Annotated in this window: 16 protein-coding genes and 1 pseudogene; 10 read left to right on the top strand and 7 right to left on the bottom strand. The window is 56.9% G+C overall.

The genetic code is table 11. From position 1 onward, the window contains the following. Nucleotides 1-10: 10 nt before the first annotated feature. The 8 genes and pseudogenes from RDV48_27910 (at nucleotide 11) to RDV48_27875 (ending at nucleotide 8,314) form a co-directional block, all read left to right on the top strand. Entirely contained in the window at nucleotides 11-1,072 is a 1,062-nt protein-coding gene (locus RDV48_27910) for a bifunctional 3-deoxy-7-phosphoheptulonate synthase/chorismate mutase (GenBank protein MDQ7826660.1), read from the top strand. After that, entirely contained in the window at nucleotides 1,069-1,698 is a 630-nt protein-coding gene (locus RDV48_27905; protein MDQ7826659.1) for a hypothetical protein, read from the top strand. The genes RDV48_27910 and RDV48_27905 overlap by 4 nt, the downstream gene beginning before the upstream one ends. 18 nt (nucleotides 1,699-1,716) lie before the next feature. Next, a complete protein-coding gene (locus RDV48_27900; protein MDQ7826658.1) occupies nucleotides 1,717-2,796 on the top strand; it encodes a Glu/Leu/Phe/Val dehydrogenase dimerization domain-containing protein in 1,080 nt (359 codons plus the stop codon). 14 nt (nucleotides 2,797-2,810) lie between these two features. Further along, nucleotides 2,811-3,884, top strand: a pseudogene (buk, locus tag RDV48_27895) (butyrate kinase). Nucleotides 3,885-3,944: 60 nt separating this feature from the next. After that, complete coding sequence (locus RDV48_27890; protein MDQ7826657.1) at nucleotides 3,945-4,808, top strand: ABC transporter substrate-binding protein; 864 nt, start codon at nucleotides 3,945-3,947, stop codon at nucleotides 4,806-4,808. A 28-nt stretch (nucleotides 4,809-4,836) separates the two neighbouring features. After that, nucleotides 4,837-6,549, top strand: a complete 1,713-nt coding sequence (locus RDV48_27885) for an NAD-binding protein (protein ID MDQ7826656.1) — start codon at nucleotides 4,837-4,839, stop codon at nucleotides 6,547-6,549. Beyond that, a complete protein-coding gene (locus tag RDV48_27880) occupies nucleotides 6,546-7,298 on the top strand; it encodes an NAD-binding protein (GenBank protein MDQ7826655.1) in 753 nt (250 codons plus the stop codon). The genes RDV48_27885 and RDV48_27880 overlap by 4 nt, the downstream gene beginning before the upstream one ends. 62 nt (nucleotides 7,299-7,360) lie before the next feature. Continuing rightward, complete coding sequence (locus RDV48_27875; protein ID MDQ7826654.1) at nucleotides 7,361-8,314, top strand: PHB depolymerase family esterase; 954 nt, start codon at nucleotides 7,361-7,363, stop codon at nucleotides 8,312-8,314. 53 nt (nucleotides 8,315-8,367) lie between these two features. On the opposite strand, the gene RDV48_27870 is transcribed toward RDV48_27875, so the two are convergent. Together RDV48_27870 and RDV48_27865 are read right to left on the bottom strand one after the other, a co-directional pair. Continuing rightward, nucleotides 8,368-9,339 carry a TlpA family protein disulfide reductase gene (locus RDV48_27870; GenBank protein MDQ7826653.1) on the bottom strand — a complete coding sequence of 324 codons (972 nt, stop codon included), beginning with the start codon at nucleotides 9,337-9,339 and terminating at the stop codon, nucleotides 8,368-8,370. Next, nucleotides 9,336-9,920: a hypothetical protein gene (locus tag RDV48_27865; GenBank protein MDQ7826652.1), complete on the bottom strand. Its 585-nt coding sequence runs from the start codon at nucleotides 9,918-9,920 to the stop codon at nucleotides 9,336-9,338. Before RDV48_27865 ends, RDV48_27870 begins: the two co-directional genes overlap by 4 nt. Before the next feature lie 117 nt (nucleotides 9,921-10,037). On the opposite strand from RDV48_27865, the gene RDV48_27860 reads away from it, so the two are divergent. After that, on the top strand, nucleotides 10,038-10,340 hold the full coding sequence (locus RDV48_27860; GenBank protein ID MDQ7826651.1) for an STAS domain-containing protein: 303 nt from the start codon (nucleotides 10,038-10,040) through the stop codon (nucleotides 10,338-10,340). A gap of 32 nt (nucleotides 10,341-10,372) precedes the next feature. Continuing rightward, the gene (locus RDV48_27855; protein ID MDQ7826650.1) at nucleotides 10,373-11,434 is read left to right on the top strand and encodes a class I SAM-dependent methyltransferase; all 1,062 of its coding nucleotides are present in this window, start codon (nucleotides 10,373-10,375) and stop codon (nucleotides 11,432-11,434) included. Between the two features lie 3 nt (nucleotides 11,435-11,437). On the opposite strand, the gene RDV48_27850 is transcribed toward RDV48_27855, so the two are convergent. The 5 genes from RDV48_27850 to RDV48_27830 form a co-directional block, all read right to left on the bottom strand. Continuing rightward, the gene (locus tag RDV48_27850) at nucleotides 11,438-12,481 is read right to left on the bottom strand and encodes a hypothetical protein (protein MDQ7826649.1); all 1,044 of its coding nucleotides are present in this window, start codon (nucleotides 12,479-12,481) and stop codon (nucleotides 11,438-11,440) included. Nucleotides 12,482-12,761: 280 nt separating this feature from the next. Then, entirely contained in the window at nucleotides 12,762-14,744 is a 1,983-nt protein-coding gene (locus RDV48_27845; GenBank protein ID MDQ7826648.1) for a cation:proton antiporter, read from the bottom strand. Beyond that, nucleotides 14,744-14,896: a hypothetical protein gene (locus RDV48_27840; protein MDQ7826647.1), complete on the bottom strand. Its 153-nt coding sequence runs from the start codon at nucleotides 14,894-14,896 to the stop codon at nucleotides 14,744-14,746. The genes RDV48_27845 and RDV48_27840 overlap by 1 nt, the downstream gene beginning before the upstream one ends. Nucleotides 14,897-15,048: 152 nt before the next feature. Next, entirely contained in the window at nucleotides 15,049-15,486 is a 438-nt protein-coding gene (locus tag RDV48_27835; protein ID MDQ7826646.1) for a hypothetical protein, read from the bottom strand. Between the two features lie 60 nt (nucleotides 15,487-15,546). Then, nucleotides 15,547-15,839 (bottom strand): HNH endonuclease signature motif containing protein (locus RDV48_27830; GenBank protein MDQ7826645.1); only part of this gene is annotated, 293 nt, incomplete at its 5' end.

Here is a 15,839-nt window from a genome sequence, read left to right as displayed (position 1 = left end):
AGGAACCGCCATGGACGATATGCACAAGATACGGCAAGAGATTGACGAGCTTAACTTTGAGATCCTCAGGCTCCTCAATGAGCGGGCGGCCCGTGTCGAAAAAATAGGCATGATTAAGAGGGAAAAGGGACTCAAGACCTATGATCCCGCCAGGGAGTCGGACATGCTCGCGAGGCTTCTCGCAGAAAACAAGGGGCCTTTCCCCTCGAGCGCCGTGAAGAAGCTTTTCAAGGAGATTTTCAGCGCCTCACGGGACCTCATGGAGGAGGAATGGCGCGAGACCCTCGTGGTGAGCAGGAAGCACAAGTCCGAGGACACCCTTGTGGCCCTGGGAGACCAGGTCGTCATCGGGGGAGAAAGGCCTGTAATAATCGCCGGGCCCTGTTCCGTCGAGAGCTTCGAGCAGATGGAGCGCATCTGCGAGGGCCTCATACCTCTCGGCATCAAGGTGATCCGCGGCGGCGCCTACAAACCCCGCACCTCGCCTTACAGCTTCCAGGGTCTCGGAGCTGACGGGCTCGCCATCTTTGCGGAGATAAAGAAAAAGTACGGCCTCAAGGTGGTGACCGAGGTCCTTGATTGCAGGGATATAGAGGCAGTGAGCGAAGTGGCCGATGTGCTGCAGATCGGCGCGAGAAACATGTATAATTACGAGCTGCTCAAGGAGGTGGGCCGCCAGAAGAAGCCCGTGCTGCTTAAGCGGAGCTTCTCCGCGACTATCGAGGAGCTCATCCTTGCGGCAGAATACGTGATGAGCCGTGGAAACAGCAGCATCATCCTCTGTGAGCGGGGCATAAGGACCTTTGAGAGATGGACCAGGAACACCCTTGACATATCGGCCATCCCCCTTCTTGCCAGGGAGTCCCATCTGCCCGTCATCGTTGACGTGAGCCATGCCACAGGGAGAAGGGACATTCTCCTTCCCGTGGCAAAGGCGGCGCTGGCGGCAGGTGCCAAGGGCATCATGGTGGAAGTGCATTACAACCCTGACGTGGCCCTTTCAGACAACGAGCAGCAGCTCGACCTGGAACAGTTCAGCACCTTTTTTGAAGGACTGGGGGTGAAGCGATGAAGAACCTTACCGCTTCATTCATGCTTCTGCTGATGATGGCCGCGGGACTGAGCGCCGCCTGGGCCCGCGGGGCTTCCCCCATCGGTGCGCTGAAAGACCTCTCGGGCAAGGTGTACCTGATAAGGAACACTGAGAAAAGCGCGGCCAAAGAGGGGATGAACCTTGAGGAAGGCGACGGGATCATCACCGACAAGGACTCAAGGGCGACGATCTTCATCAATGAAAAAGCCAGGATTGTCCTTAACGCCTCGACGGAGGTCTTTTTGGGGATGAAATTCAGGTTCCCCGTGTATGCCCTCGAGTCGGGGCAGGTGAGAGGGCTCTTTGACGGCTGCCCTGCAAAGATAATCATACTGGCCGGCGATGCCACCATAACGGCCGATAACGCGGAGATTGACGTCTATGCGGAGCGCCAGGAGAAGAACCATCTCATCGTGCTTCGCGGCAGGGTGTGGTGGGTGGTTGAGAAGTGGGCCGCCAGGAAGACGCTCCCGGAGGGAGAGCATGTCCTGTGGGACGAGCGGGGAGCAATGCCTTTTGATGATAAAAGAGATGACGGGCGGAAGAAGATGCTTGAGTGGTACCCGGCGAAACCAGGTGAGAGGGGACCGGCAATATTACCTTGAGGAGAAAGGTGGAGTGCTATGACAATCTTTCAGATGATGGGAAGCCATGGCTGTGAATATGTGACGGCCTGCTGTGACGAGGCGACGAAGCTCCGGGCTTTTATCGCCATCAGCAACACCTCGATGGGGCCGGCGCTTGCAGGCCTGAGGATGTGGAACTACGGGAGCGAGGAGGAGGCTCTTCTCGATGCCCTGAGGCTTGCCCGCGACATGGCCCTGAGGACTGCGGTCTCCGGCTGCGACCTCTCAGGGGGGAGCATTGTCATATGGGGCAATCACAAGGTCCACAAGAGCGAGGCGCTGCTTCGGGCCCTGGGCAGATTTATTGAAAGCCTTGAGGGAAGGCTCATCGCTACCACGGAGCTTGGTACCTCTTGCGAGGACCTTGAGTGTGTGTGCCGCGAGACTGAGTATGCCGTAAACCTGCCCCTTATCGGCTCCATGAGCGGCGAGGAAGGCCTGGCTACGGCCTGGGGGGTCTACTACGGCATCATGGCCTGCGTGAAAGAGATCTTCAAGCTCACGACGCTGAAGGACCTCAAGGTGGGCGTCCAGGGCGCCGGGCGCGTGGGAAGGAACCTCATCGAGCTCATCAAGAAAAGGGAGCCGGGCGTGCAGCTCTCCATAAGCGACATAGATTATGACAGGATGAAGATCATCCAGGACTGCCATCCTGACATAAAGATCGTGTCGCCCGAGGAGATACTGCAGAAGGAATACGACATCTTCATCCCCTGCGCCCTTGGCGGGATCATTACGCCCGAGGTGGCATCTGCCCTCAGGTGCAGGATGATCGCCGGGGCGGCGACATGCGTGCTCTCCGATGCTTCAGCCGCTGATGTGCTTCACGGGAAAGGCATCCTCTTCGCCCCCGATTTCGTCATCAACGCGGGGGGCGTGCTGCAGGCCGAGGACGAGATTACAGGGCGCGGCGCCATGCAGGGCGAGGAATCATACAGGAAAATCGCCAGGAACCTTGTGGGCATTGTCTCCCAGGCCCGCGAGGAGGACTCGAGCCCCTACCGGGTGGCTTTGAGGCTTGCCAGGGAGAGGATTGAGAATATCTCGCGGGTGAGTCACATCCTTGCCGTCAGGTAGAGAGGAGCACGCCTATGAAAGAGGAAAAAAAGTTCAAGCTGCTGATCATCAATCCCGGCTCCACATCGACAAAAATCGCCCTTTACCAGAATGAGACGCCGGTCTGGGAAAAGAACATCTCCCACAGCTCCATGGAGCTCGAGCAGTTCAAGCGGGTCTGGGACCAGTATGACTTCAGGAAGAGGACCATTCTCAAGGAGCTTGACAAGAGGGGCGTTTCCCACGATGAGATATCAGCCGTCGTGGGCCGCGGGGGCCTCCTCCCCCCTCTTGAGAGCGGCACTTACCGCGTCAATAATGAGATGATTGATGACCTCCGGGCTGCCGTCCGCGGCGAGCATGCCTCGAACCTGGGGGGCATTCTTGCCTATGGAATTGCGTGGGACCTCAGGATAGACAGCTTTATCGTGGACCCCGTCTCCGTCGATGAGCTTGAGCCCCTGGCCCGTTACTCGGGCATCCCCGAGATCACCCGCGAGAGCATTCTCCATGCCCTCAACATCAAGGCAGTGGCAAGGAAGTTCGCGGCACTCAAGGGGAAATCCCTCAATGATCTGAACATCATTGTGACCCACATGGGAGGCGGCGTCACTTCCTGCGCCATAAAAGCCGGCCGCATGGTGGACGTGAACAACGGCATCTACGAAGGCCCCTTCACGCCTGAGCGCGCCGGAAGCCTTCCCACTTATCCCCTTATCGAGATGTGCTTCTCGGGGAACTATACCATCAAGCAGATCAAGGAGCGCCTTGTGGGCAAGGGCGGTCTCGTGGCCTACCTGGGGAGCAACAGCGCCAAGACCGTCGAGGAGATGATCAAGGCCGGCGACAGGAAAGCCCGCGAGGTCTACGAGGCCATGGCCTACCAGATTGCCAAGGAGATAGGCATGCGGGCAACGGTGCTGTCGGGGAAAGTTGACGGCATCGTGCTCACCGGCGGGCTTGCCCATTCCAAGATGCTTACCGACTGGATTGTGGAGCGCGTGCAGTTCATCTGCCCCGTGACGCTCATTCCCGGCGAGAACGAGATGGAGGCCCTTGCCCTGGGAGGCCTGAGGGTGCTGCGCGGCGAGGAGCAGGCCAAGCGGTACGGCTCAAAGAAAAAATCCATCGGTGTCGTCTTCTGGGAGTCCCTCCCCGAGACAGAGATCGTGCTGGAAGAGCTTGAGAGGGCTCTCAAGGAGGCGGGGTTCAGATTCAGGACAGGCGATGAGAACATTGAGCTTCACTACCGCAACTGTGACGAGAAGGAAGCCAACTGCCGCGCCATCATGGCAGATTTTCTGGAGATGAAGGTTGATCTTATCTATTCCCTGGGCTCGCCGGTAATCAGCACCGTGAAAAAGATGCTCGTGGGGACCGAGGTGCCCGTGGTCTGCGCCGAGGTATTCGACCCCGTGGTGATGGGGCTTCTCCGCGATTACGAGGGCACCCACGGCAACGTGACGGGCACCTATTACCGCGTAAGCCTTGCCGAGCAGCTTGACAAGGGCCTCATTCCCCTCGTGGATACCGTGAAGCGCCTCGGCGTCATCTACAACACGGGGGAGCTCCACTCGGAGATACAGCTTGACGAGGCGAAGAAGCTGGCCTCTGAGAGAGGCTTTGAGCTTTTCCCCTTTGACGTGCAGAACCCCGGCGATCTCCACAGGGCCCTCGAGTTCTTCCAGGATCAGGAGATAGATGCCCTGTTCCTCCCTGCCGACACCATGACGCCCCAGGTGGCGAAAAAAGATATCAAGGCTCTGGCGGAAAAATTTCCGGCCCTCTGCGCGCTCCGCTCAGCGGTGCAGAAGGGCGGCCTTGTCTCTTACTGCGCCAACTGGAGAAACCTCTGCCAGGTGAGCGCAAAGAGCGCCGTGAGGATTCTCAACGGCGAGTCTCCTGACAAGATACCCTTCGTGGGCCCCCAGGAGCACCAGCTTATCGTCAACCTCGAGACGGCCAGGGCCCTGGGGCTCTCCGTCGGTGAAGAGACAAGGAAGAAAGCCGCTGAGCTCATAGAAAAGTCATAGCGCGCCGACAGCAGCATATGAGGAAAAGATGAACAGCCGGAACGACAGCATTGCCGAACGATGGCGCCTGCTCTGGGAGAAATACCACCGCTCCTATTTCATCTTTTCACTCACCGTGCTCACCGTGGCGCTCACCGTCGTCCTCTTTTCATTGAAAGGCTCCATTATCCTCGAGGATGCCGTGGCAGTGCTCTGGATGATGCTCTTTTTCTTCTATTCCGACAAGCTCCTTTTTCTGGTGATGACCCGGGTGAGGCGTGAGAAGATCTTGCAGCGCCTGAGGTATATGCTTAACGAAAGCCCCCTGTTCATATGGAGCATCATCTCCCTGATCCTCTTTTCCCTCGTGCTCATAATCATAGAGGCGGTCTGCAGGCTGAGCACTCCCATGGCTTCTTTCTTCAGGGCCATCGATGACGCGGTCCTGGTCATCTTGCTGCTGGAATACTACCTTCGCTATCTTTCAGCAGGTGATGACAAGATAAAATTCATCACAAGCTCCGAGTCCCTCATTGACCTGCTGGCCCTTTTCCCGCTCCTCAGGGCCTTCAGGCTCATGCGTTTCATAAGGCTTCTGCGGTTTCTGCGCATCGCCAAATTCAGGAAGTACCTGCAGACCCTGGCCGAAAGCACCAAATATCTCGCCGCGCTCTGGTCCGAGAATGTCTTCAACTTCATGATCATCGTGATACTGAGCATCGTTTTTCTTTTCTTCGGCACCATCACCATATTTCACCTCGAGCATCACCGTGAGCCCTTCAGGCACTTCCATGACGCCCTCTGGTGGAGCATTTCCCTCCTTTTTGCCGGACAGCCCCTTGACATCACCACTCCGGGGAGCCGCATCATCGGCGTCATCCTGATGCTGAGCGGCGTCGTCATCACCTCGATACTCACCGGCACAGTGGCCGCCACTCTCAGCGAGCGGCTCCAGTCGGTGAAGAGCGGGAATATAAATTATTCATTCAGAGACCATGTGGTGATCTGCGGCTGGCGCGACCAGGCCGCTGACCTTATAGGGTACCTGCACTCCCATATGGGAAAGAGGAAAAGGCACATCCTAGTGATTGACGATAGTATCGAAGCGCTCCCCCTCCTCGGCCGCGATGTCTTTTTCGTGAGGGGGAGCCCTCTCAATGAATCGGTGCTGCTGCGGGCAAATGTCCCCTACGCGGCCGCCGTCATCGTGCTCTCGGGCACTACGCAAGGCCTCTACGCCGACGAGAGGGCAATCCTGGCCACCCTTGCCGTAGAGTCCATCTCGCGCACCAGGATGGGCCGCGATATCCACACGTGCTCCGAGCTCTTCAACGCGGCAAACATGAGAAATCTTGAGCGGGCCTACGTCAACGAGATTATTCTCATCGATGACGAGGCCGATGACATCCTCGCTCAGTCGGCCATTATCCCCGATCTCGTGGACGTGATGAACGAGCTTCTCACCAATGAAAAGGGGGAGAACAACCTCTACAAGATCATGTCCTATAGTTTTGTGGGAAAGCACTTCGGGGAGATCTACCTGGAGCTTTCCGACAAAAACATCATTCCCCTCGCGGTCCTCAGTGAAGAAGTGAAGACCGACCGCGAGGGGGTCCCCCTTGTGGATGAGCTGGGCATCATGGAGTTCACATGCAGGACCACGGTGAATCCCCCGGGAAGCTATGTCATCACGCCCCATGACAGGATTTTCGTCATCGCCAGGCCTGAAGATATCAGAGGATGGGAGGTGATGAGGGAGTGATCATTGACAAGGAAGCCTCTTTCACCCTCGAGGATCATCTGGTGATACTGGCATGGGACGAGAGGCTGGTGAAGGTCCTCTCCCATATCGAGAGCCGCCAGAAGCTCTGCGGTCTTCCCGCAATAAACCTTGTGATCTCCGCAGGGGCCAACAGCATCCCATGGGAGAAGCTGCCGGGAGAGAAAGTATACCGGCTCATCGGCGATCCCACCGATGAAGGGCTGCTTCGGGCCGCCGATATAGAGAAGGCCAGGAATGTGATCCTCCTCGCCAATGAAAAGGAGCGCTCCGTAGCCGATGCCCGGTCAATTCTCATTATCCTGGCCATCAAGAGCATCTCAAAGAATATCCATGTCTGCGTCGAGGTGGTGGACACCGACAATATCGCGAGCATGAAGCTGGCCCGGGCCGACCATATCATCTCAATTCCCAACCTTAGGGAGAAGCTCCTGGCGCAGGCTGCCGTCACCCATTATGTATCCCATGTGTACAAGGAGCTCTTTGACCTCTCCACCTCCCAGAGTCTTTTTGCGATAGCCGTAAACGGCGATCTCGTGGGGAAGACCGTGAGCGAGGCCTCAGCCCTGCTCTATAAAAAGGAAATGCTGCTGATAGCCCTCAGCGACCGGAAGACGGAGAAGCCGCGCATCAACCCCCCCCGGTCGTACTGCCTTGCCAGGGAGGATCAGATCCTGGTCCTCGCCAACCAGCATACCTTTGATTTTGCGCGCCTCTGCACGCTGATGTAAAAGAGTTTCATGCGCCTTGTGCCGCCCGCAGGGTGGTCTTGAAAGTGAAAGGAGTGACTGTAATGAAGAAAACCTGGTGTGGAGCCTTCTTCGCCGTGATGGTCATATCTCTTGGCCTGGCTTGCGCTCACGCCTCGGAAGAGAAAAGAAGCCCCTACAGGAAAGAATCCATGGAGTGGAAGGGTCTCACGCGAACTTATATTCTCTATCTTCCCGTGAGGGAGTTTGAAAAGCACCCTCCCCTCGTGATAGCTCTTCACGGCGGCGGCGGCACGGCCCAGAAGATGGCGGGCTTCACGGTGAAGGGCTTTCAGAAGATGGCCGACAGGGATGAGTTCCTGCTGTGCTATCCTGACGGCGTGGAGGGCCACTGGAATGACGGCCGGGGAATCAGTGAGTACCGCGCCCACAAGGGAAACATTGATGACGTAGGCTTTCTTACGGCGCTCATTGATTCCCTGGTCAAGAATTACGGCGTAGATCCTGCAAGGGTCTATGTGACAGGTGCTTCAAACGGCGCCCTGATGGCGTACCGGCTTGCCTGCGAGGCCACGGGCAAGATCGCTGCCATTGCCCCCGTTATCTGCCCCATGGGGGAGGCCGTTTACAAGGGGCCCAAGCCTGCGATGCCCATCTCGGTGATGATAATCAACGGCACCGACGATCCCCTGGCGCCTTACAAGGGCGGTGATATTCACCTGGGAAAGAAGACTCTGGGAAAGGCTGTCTCCACCAAGGAGACCGTCGAGTACTTCGTGAAGCTCAACGGGTGCGAGAAGGCTCCCAGAACGGAATCATTACCTGATGCTGATCCCGGGGACGGCTGCACCGCCACTGTCGAGACCTATGGCAGCGGCAGGGAGGGCACCGAGGTGATCCTCTATACCATAAAGAACGGCGGCCACACGTGGCCCGGCGGCACCCAGTACCTTCCCGAGAAGGTCGTGGGCAAGGTCTGCAGGGACTTTGACGGCGCCTCGGTGATATGGGAGTTCTTCAAGAGGCACCACCGCTGAGATCGCCATCTTCGGGGGAGAAGTGTTCCACACTCCTCCGCTGCCTAGCGCCTTCAGCCTGCGCCATCAACGGCAGGGGCGCTCTTCACCTTTTCTCCCAGGAGGCTCCTCAGGGCTGCTTCGGCTCCTTCCCTGGTGAAAGGCTTCCGCTCCGCAACGTGGGCCCCGGTGTCCAGCACATAGAAAAACGGCACGGCCTGGACGCCGAATTTTTCCCCGCTCAGAGCCCCTTTGCCGTCGGCCAGCACGGGAATGCCCGGCGCCTTCTCCCGGTAAAAGGAAAGAGGTGAGGAATCCCTGCTGCTGTCTATGATGAGAAAGGCGATGCCTTTTTTTCCGAACTCCCTCTGTATTTCGGGAAGGCTCGAGGTTGCACTGGCGCTGAAAGGGCACGAAGGAGAGCCGAAAAAGATCACGGTCCCTTTCTTTCCCAGCAGCTCATAAAGCTTCACCGGTTTTTTCTCAAGGGTTGAGGCGTCAAAATCGGCAATCAAAGTGCCTTTTTCCGGGAGCGGCCTCGTGTAGACATGGGGAGCGTCCCCCTGTTTTTCACTGAGTATTTCCGCCACCATTCTCTTCACTTCCCCCGCGTCGCACCCGCCGGAGAACCTTATCTCTCTTTTCCCGTCAAGGATATAGAGGGTGGGATAGGAGAAGAAATCAAGCGCCCTGGCGATTTTCCTGTCATTGTCATCTATCCTGGAGAATGGAGCGTTCCATTTGGCGGCAGACGCTGCCATCCCGGGCAGCTTTTCGGGAGGGGGCACGTCCACCCTTATGATGACGGCCTCTCGGGGCTTCTCTTTCGAATATTCAGCAAGAGACTGCGTTGCCTTGCCCGTCTCGCTGCAGCCCTCCATTCCAAGGAGCAGCACGAGGACCTTCCCTTCGTACCGGGGGAAAAGCTTCTGCCGGGCTTCCGCCTGCCCGAGGGCGCATGCTTTGTGCATGCCGCTCCCTGCCACAAGAACAAGCATGACAAAGGCACAAAGCATAAGGGAGGAGAGAGTGCCCTTTCTATTCATTCTGTACCTCCTTTTGTGAGGGGCATTTTCGTGATGACGGGCACAAGGTCGGGATAGGGAGGCCCCCCTTTCTCCTTGCCGATGACAGGATTTCCCGTGCTGTCTGATTCGAAGGAGGCCACCTCGCTGGCACCCAGGAATTTTGATGACGCCCTGTCAAAGGAGTAGAGGCGGAGCACGTAAGAGGCTCTCTTATCCCTGGAAGAGGGAATGGGGGGATAGGGATGCTCCTCGAAGCAGACATGCTCAAGCCTCACAAAGACCACGGTGTCTGGTTTTTCTACCGAGGGGGATTTCACCTCCGCGGGGAGCCTGAAATAATCTTCAGGAACGGTGGTGAGGAGTTGCTCCTTCATGGTGAGGAGAAGGACTTTACCGCTTCTTTTAGGGACCGCATCGAAGCTCACGGTCCGCTTCTCGTATTTTCTCTCCCTGTCCAGCTCAAAGAGAAGCTTTTCATAACCGGGTCGCGCGTTGGGGAATTTTGCCATCTCGATGAACCGCCCGGCAGGCTCCCTCACCAGCAGATAGATACCCGCAAGGACCGCCACGATGAGCACGATGACGATAACCTGTTTCATGGCACACCTCCTCCCGGAAAGTTCTTTTTCCGGCGGAGAAATACCTTTACGCCCATCGGAGCTTTCCGGGGGGAATCGCCTTGCCGCTATTGAATATTAAAGAAGAGGTGAAGGGCTATGGAGATTATTGTAGCAGAGCAAGAAGGTATGGTGAGCCTTCTGATAGCCGGGAGGCTTGACGGCACCTCTTCAGGTGAATTTGAAAAGGCGGTGCTCCCGCTCGCGTCTTCAGGGAAGGCGCTGGTGCTCGACTGCAAAGGGCTTCTCTATATCAGCAGTGCCGGCATCAGGAGCATCCTGATGACCGCCCGCAAAGTAAAGGCATCGGGCGCCTCATTTTCTGTCAGGGGGCTTTCGGGCCCCGTGCGGGAGACTTTCCTGCAGTCCGGTTTCGGTTCCCTGATTACTCTCGAAGGCTGAAAGCGCTCTCTGGAATTTTCAAGGAGGAAGGCATGCTTTTTCTTTCAGAAGAGGAAAAAAGTGAATGGCGCCAGCGAAGCGATGAGATCCTGCGGGGTGCTCTCTCCCCGGGGGAATGCTGCGACGGGATAAGGCCCAATCTTATCCCGGTATTCTATTGTTACGCGGGCACCCTGCTCTCTGCAAAGGGGCTTGAAGAGAAGGGAGCCTCCTGGATAAGGGAAGGCGCCATGCTCGAGGAGGAGGGTGTCTTTTTCAATTCCTTTCTCTCGAGCTTTCTTGAGCGCCATGGGGGGCGCCTCGTGATGCCTGCCGTGGTCTTTCAGGATCCGGCTCCCTTTCTCCACTTTGCCGGCGTTCCCACGCTTAAGGAGGCGAGGGCCGCCTTCAGAGTCCACTGTGCCCACTCGCTCCCGGTCTTCACGAAGCCTTTCCGTATCATGGACATAGGCTGCGGCGACGGAGGGCTTCTGACCGCGCTTCTCTCGCACCTCAGGAAGGCCGGGAGGATCGGTGACATTGCCGAGATAGTGCTCCTGGACGCTTCAAGGGCAATGTGCGCCATGGCGGAGGAGAAGGTGGGTCACGCTTTCCCGCAGGCTTCGGTCCGCGTGGTGCAGAGCAGGATAGAAAATTTCTCCGGCGGCCTCGAGGGGCACTTTGACGTGATGCTCTCGTCGCTTGCCTACCACCACATGCCCCGGGAGACAAAGCTTGTGCATCTTAAGAAAATATCGCCTCATACGGATCACTTCATTATATTTGAGGTGGACTCCAACAATGACACGCCGGAGCAGTTCTCCCCCGAGCTTGCCCTCTCGGTATACCAGTCCTATGGCTCTCTTATTGACTGGGTATTCAGCCACGATGCCCCTCTTGAGACGGCCATTCCGAGCGTTGATGCCTTCCTGATGATGGAGGCAGTCTCATTTTTCATCCAGGGGCGGGGCGCCAGGACTGATTATCATATGCTGCGCCCACAGTGGCATGATCTTTTCCGCGAAGGTCTTGGCAGTGCTTTCACATGCCGTTGCGACTCCATTGCCTATTCTGATGAGTATATCAACCTCTATACCATCCATTACGGGCGGTAGGCATTACTGGCCGGGGAACCGCGGCCGCCTGTGGCTCCTCTCATAGTCGGTTCTCGTGGCGTTGGGATCAAAGTTGGGGTTGTAATCAGGGTCATCGGTAAAGTAATCTTTCCCCTCAGGAGTGACCCAGCGGTATTTACCCTGCTCCTCGACTCTTTCAAAATCTCCGCTGTGGGGGTTATGGTATTCTTCCTGGCCCATCAGGGTGAGATACTGGTCGTTCTGGATCTCGGCGCTGGTCATCATCCTGTGCTGCTGGATCTCCTGATCCATCTGGTTCAGCGACCGCTGGGTATCCAGGAGCTTCTGGTCGCGCTGCTGCTGCTGATGCTGAGCATCGAGGGCCATGTTCCCCATGGCCTGGGCATTCCGGGACTCGCTGCCGGCCCACTGCCCGCTGATCTTCATGGAATCCCTGATTTTTTCCAGCACAGGGAGCCAGGTGTTGAACTGCTCCATGGGTGCCCTGAGCAGGTGGGTGTCCTCGTTTACCCACATGCCGGCCATCATCGGGCCGTAGCTCTTGATGTAGCAGAAGGCGCGCTCAAGGTAGCGGCGGTCCTGCTCGGCATATTCATATTCAACAGCGGCGGCGTCGCACTGGCACATCAACCCCGTGGCCATGCTGGCCTGGGCTTTCTGCTGCGCAAGCTGCGGGAATGGCTGAGCGCCGTGAAAGCGGGCATCGCCCGCCTGGGGGTGAGCCTGCCTGAAGAGGACCTGCCACAGAAACTCTGCAGCCGGCATCGCCGGCATCACTGTCATGCCGTTATAGTTGCTGCCCGGCGGGAACATGCCGCCGATCATAGGGTTCATGCGCAGGTCGCAGAAATAGAGAGAGGGAAGGAAGTGGATCATCACGGTCCCCTGGGGGTCGCTCATCACCGCCATATCGAGCTTGGCTTCGATGGACTGGGTGAAGCCGCCCCTCATCATAGGATTAACCCTTACAATGCCTCCCTCGATATGCCACCCCGCGGGCATGAGAAAGGTGAAAGCCCCCTCGCGGGGCTCCCGGGCTTCCTGAAACAGGATTGTTTCCTGCATAAAACCTCCTTGTGCCCCCATGACCGCCCTTGTGACAATGTCTTCAAGAATGGCGGAAATCGGAGGATTTTTAAGAGTCCTGTTCTCTGCTGACAATCATTATTTGATGCCGCCCGGGTAAATTGCCATGAGACGCTGGTTGTGCTCTGCAGCAAAATAATGTCGCCTGGTATGCTCTTGAGTATAGCAGAGTAAAAGTCTATGGTCAACAGGCCTCCCCAGGTGCACCGGCCTCATTATTACATCCCCCGTTACCCCGATAAGGAAAGCGTCGTCAATGCTACAGGGATACCTCGCCTCTCAGGCGGTTAATTGCGTCCATGGCGCCCATTACTATAATCACGTCGTTTTCATGAAGGCGCATGTCGGCCGATACATTCGGAAGCGTCTCTTTTCCCCGCTGGACTGCGAGCACTGAGACTCCGTAAAGCCTTCTCAGGTTGGATTCCGCAAGGGTCTTTCCCGCCAGGGGTGAAGTGGCGGATATTCTCAGCGGTATGATGGTGATGTCCGGGCGAGAGAGCAGGAGGCCCGCCATGGTGTGTGTCACGGGAGAGCGAGGCCTGAACATCCTGTAGCCGCCCGCTCTTGCCTGGGCGGTGAACCTTTCGATGTCCTGCACGGGGATAAGGTAATGTTTCAGAACCCTGGTGAAAATCTCGACAGAGGTCTCGAATTCCTCGGGGATCACGCAGTCGGCGCCAAGTGCCTGAAGCTCTTCCACTTCGGCCATGAATCTTGTTCTCACGATAATATGGAGGTCCCTGTTTCTTCTCCTCGCAAGCTCCGTCACGCCCCTCATGGCGGCAGGATCAGAAATGGCAATGACCAGTATTCTTGCCGTGCCGATGTTGACATGGTGAAGTATGGCCTCATGGGTTGCATCTCCATAAAGAATCGGCTCCCCGTTTTTCTGCTCTGTCTTGACTGTGTCAGGGTTCATTTCAATAATTGCATAGGAGATGCCGACAGTCTTTGCCGCCATGGCGAGGTTCTTCCCCACGAGCCCGAATCCCACGATGATCAGGTGGTCTTTCTGCGGGGCTTCGGCACCTTCTTCCTTCTCTTCGGGGCAAGTGCCCCTAAAGCACCGTAGAATGGGCAATTTCAACAGCAGACCCGAGAGAGCGGGAGCAAGTGAGAGCGCCAGAGGGGTGAGGAAGAGAGTGCAGAGGGCAACACCCAGGAAAACCTGGCGGAAATCCTCGCCTATGATGCCCAGGCTGACGCCTGACTGAATAAGGATAAAGGAAAATTCTCCTATCTGGCATATCGATGCCCCTACAAGCACTGCAGTGCTTAGCGGCCAGCGCAGCATCAATACGGTAAAGGCGCCGATGGCAGCCTTGATGACCAGGATGCCAAGAGCGGCACCTATAATCAACAGGGGCTTATTGAGAAAGTAATGCATATCGAAAAGCATCCCTATGGACATGAAGAAAAAGCTTGAGAAAACGTCCTTGAAGGGGATTATGGCGCCCAGGGCCCGCTGGCCGTAATCGGATTCGGAGATTATCAGGCCTGCGATAAAGGCACCGAGCGCCAGTGAAAGGCCGAAGGACGAGGTGAGAAATCCTATGGAAAGGCACAGGAAAAGCACCGTGAACATGAAGATCTCACGGCTTCCAGTTTTCACCACGCGGTAGAGCACCTGCGGGATGACCCACTTCATCGCGATAAAGACCAGGGCCCCGAGAGCGCAGGCCTTGACAATGAGTGAAATGATCTGTCTTCCGGGGTCAGCGGCGTTCCCCGCGAGAAAGGGGATAATGAGTATCATCGCCACGACGGCGATATCCTGGAATATAAGAATGGCAAGGCTTATCCTCCCATGGGGGCTGCCAGTTTTTGCCTGCTCCTGGAGTATTGAGAGCACGAGAGCAGTGCTGCTCAAGGAGACCAGGAAGCCTATGAAAACAGCCAAGTGCAGCGGCTGCTTCATTATGAGCGCTATAGCCGTCGCAGCTGCCACGGTGAGAGTGACCTGCAGCGCGCCGCCTGAGAGGAAAAGGGTTCTTATCTTCCAGATCTTCTCGAAAGAGAACTCAAGCCCTATGGTAAAGAGGAGGGCGACCACACCAAGCTCAGCAAATACCGTGATGTTGTCGTACCCCTCTATGAGGCTGAAGCCATGGGGGCCGATAATGACCCCGGCAATGAGGAAGCCTATGATGCTGAGGATTTTGAGCCGGTGACAGAGAAGGATCACGGGGATGGTAATCCCTGTGATTACTACAAGATCTCTCAATATATCGAGCTCCATCAGGCCCTGCCCTTCTTTCTCTTTTCTCGTTCCGCCGCTTTTTCTCTTTCCGAGGCCTTCTGCTCAGCCTCCCTGCGCTCCTCCTCCTCTCTCATCTGCTCTTCCATCCTGATTTTTGCCGCTATGGCGGCGCTCACGATTATGGGATACATGTTCGGTCGCCTCCTTGTTCGGTAATATGGGGCCGGAACAGCGGGCACTCTGTCTGCTGCCGTGCAATAAGGCCTGAGTGACGGCCGGCACTGAATTACCTGTCCGGGTATCCATGAGTCCTGTGATTTGTGCTGAACGTGGCGGGAGGAGGTTACCTGAGGGGAGGGGAGCGCGCGCCTGGTGATGATGAATCAATGCATGAGCCATGGGCCGGCAGTTCTTCACAGATGCCGCCCTGAATGAGCTCTGCCGAAGACGTGGTGAAGCCATATGCGGCCTCTCTCTCTCTCTTGCCCTGGCTGCCTGTGTCCCGTGATCTCTGGCTCACAAGTGAGGCATTGGTGCCGGGCCGCCTCTCTCCCGCCGTTATCCTGTCAAAAGGAAGACAGGGGAGATTAAGGATATCCAGAGCACCGCATGGGTAAGGGGAGCACTCATCGCCGGGGCCGGAATCACTCCCCAGAGATGGGGAGCCCGTGCTTTCTGCCCCTGCTCCATTCCTGCAGGCATGGCATAACGAAGTGCCGGCGTCCAGGAAGAGAAGGCCTGCGATGGTGATAAGAAGGAGAATCTTAAAGAATCTTCCCATAGCAGTGGTTTACGCTGCCATTCATTGTGATGTCCCGGCGTGCGGGAACTTCCAGTTCCATTATAGCACATCAGCGCCCGTGGGTAAACCGGTCCTTACCCCGCTTTCATAGACGAGAAAGGCTTCATGGGAGTACGTTGAGCCGAAGATGAAGGTGAGGTCAAAGGGCGCCCTGCCTCTCACGGTGAGGGTCCGGAGTCTGTGGAGGAGGTGGAGGTGGCAGGCCTCGCAGAGCACGATAAGGTTCCAGGGGTCATCGGTGCCGCCTTGTGAGCGCTTGATGATATGATGAATGTGCAGGTTTCTGCGGCAGCGGCAGCCCGGAGTCTGGCAGCGGAACCGGTCGCGCTTCA

The sequence above is a fragment of the Candidatus Eremiobacterota bacterium genome (genome assembly GCA_031082125.1).
Taxonomy (GTDB): Bacteria; Vulcanimicrobiota; CADAWZ01; order CADAWZ01; family Ess09-12; genus Ess09-12.
This window is presented reverse-complemented; position numbering and strand designations above follow the sequence as displayed.

Bases quoted from the DNA above. Each gene is read 5' to 3' on its own strand.
- RDV48_27860 (MDQ7826651.1), top strand. From the start codon at position 10,038: ATGGAGATTATTGTAGCAGAGCAAGAAGGTATGGTGAGCCTTCTGATA.
- RDV48_27850 (MDQ7826649.1), bottom strand. From the start codon at position 12,481: ATGCAGGAAACAATCCTGTTTCAGGAAGCCCGGGAGCCCCGCGAGGGG.
- RDV48_27905 (MDQ7826659.1), top strand. From the start codon at position 1,069: ATGAAGAACCTTACCGCTTCATTCATGCTTCTGCTGATGATGGCCGCG.
- RDV48_27885 (MDQ7826656.1), top strand. From the start codon at position 4,837: ATGAACAGCCGGAACGACAGCATTGCCGAACGATGGCGCCTGCTCTGG.
- RDV48_27845 (MDQ7826648.1), bottom strand. From the start codon at position 14,744: ATGGAGCTCGATATATTGAGAGATCTTGTAGTAATCACAGGGATTACC.
- RDV48_27910 (MDQ7826660.1), top strand. From the start codon at position 11: ATGGACGATATGCACAAGATACGGCAAGAGATTGACGAGCTTAACTTT.
- RDV48_27865 (MDQ7826652.1), bottom strand. From the start codon at position 9,920: ATGAAACAGGTTATCGTCATCGTGCTCATCGTGGCGGTCCTTGCGGGT.
- RDV48_27900 (MDQ7826658.1), top strand. From the start codon at position 1,717: ATGACAATCTTTCAGATGATGGGAAGCCATGGCTGTGAATATGTGACG.
- RDV48_27870 (MDQ7826653.1), bottom strand. From the start codon at position 9,339: ATGAATAGAAAGGGCACTCTCTCCTCCCTTATGCTTTGTGCCTTTGTC.
- RDV48_27835 (MDQ7826646.1), bottom strand. From the start codon at position 15,486: ATGGGAAGATTCTTTAAGATTCTCCTTCTTATCACCATCGCAGGCCTT.
- RDV48_27840 (MDQ7826647.1), bottom strand. From the start codon at position 14,896: ATGTATCCCATAATCGTGAGCGCCGCCATAGCGGCAAAAATCAGGATG.
- RDV48_27855 (MDQ7826650.1), top strand. From the start codon at position 10,373: ATGCTTTTTCTTTCAGAAGAGGAAAAAAGTGAATGGCGCCAGCGAAGC.
- RDV48_27875 (MDQ7826654.1), top strand. From the start codon at position 7,361: ATGAAGAAAACCTGGTGTGGAGCCTTCTTCGCCGTGATGGTCATATCT.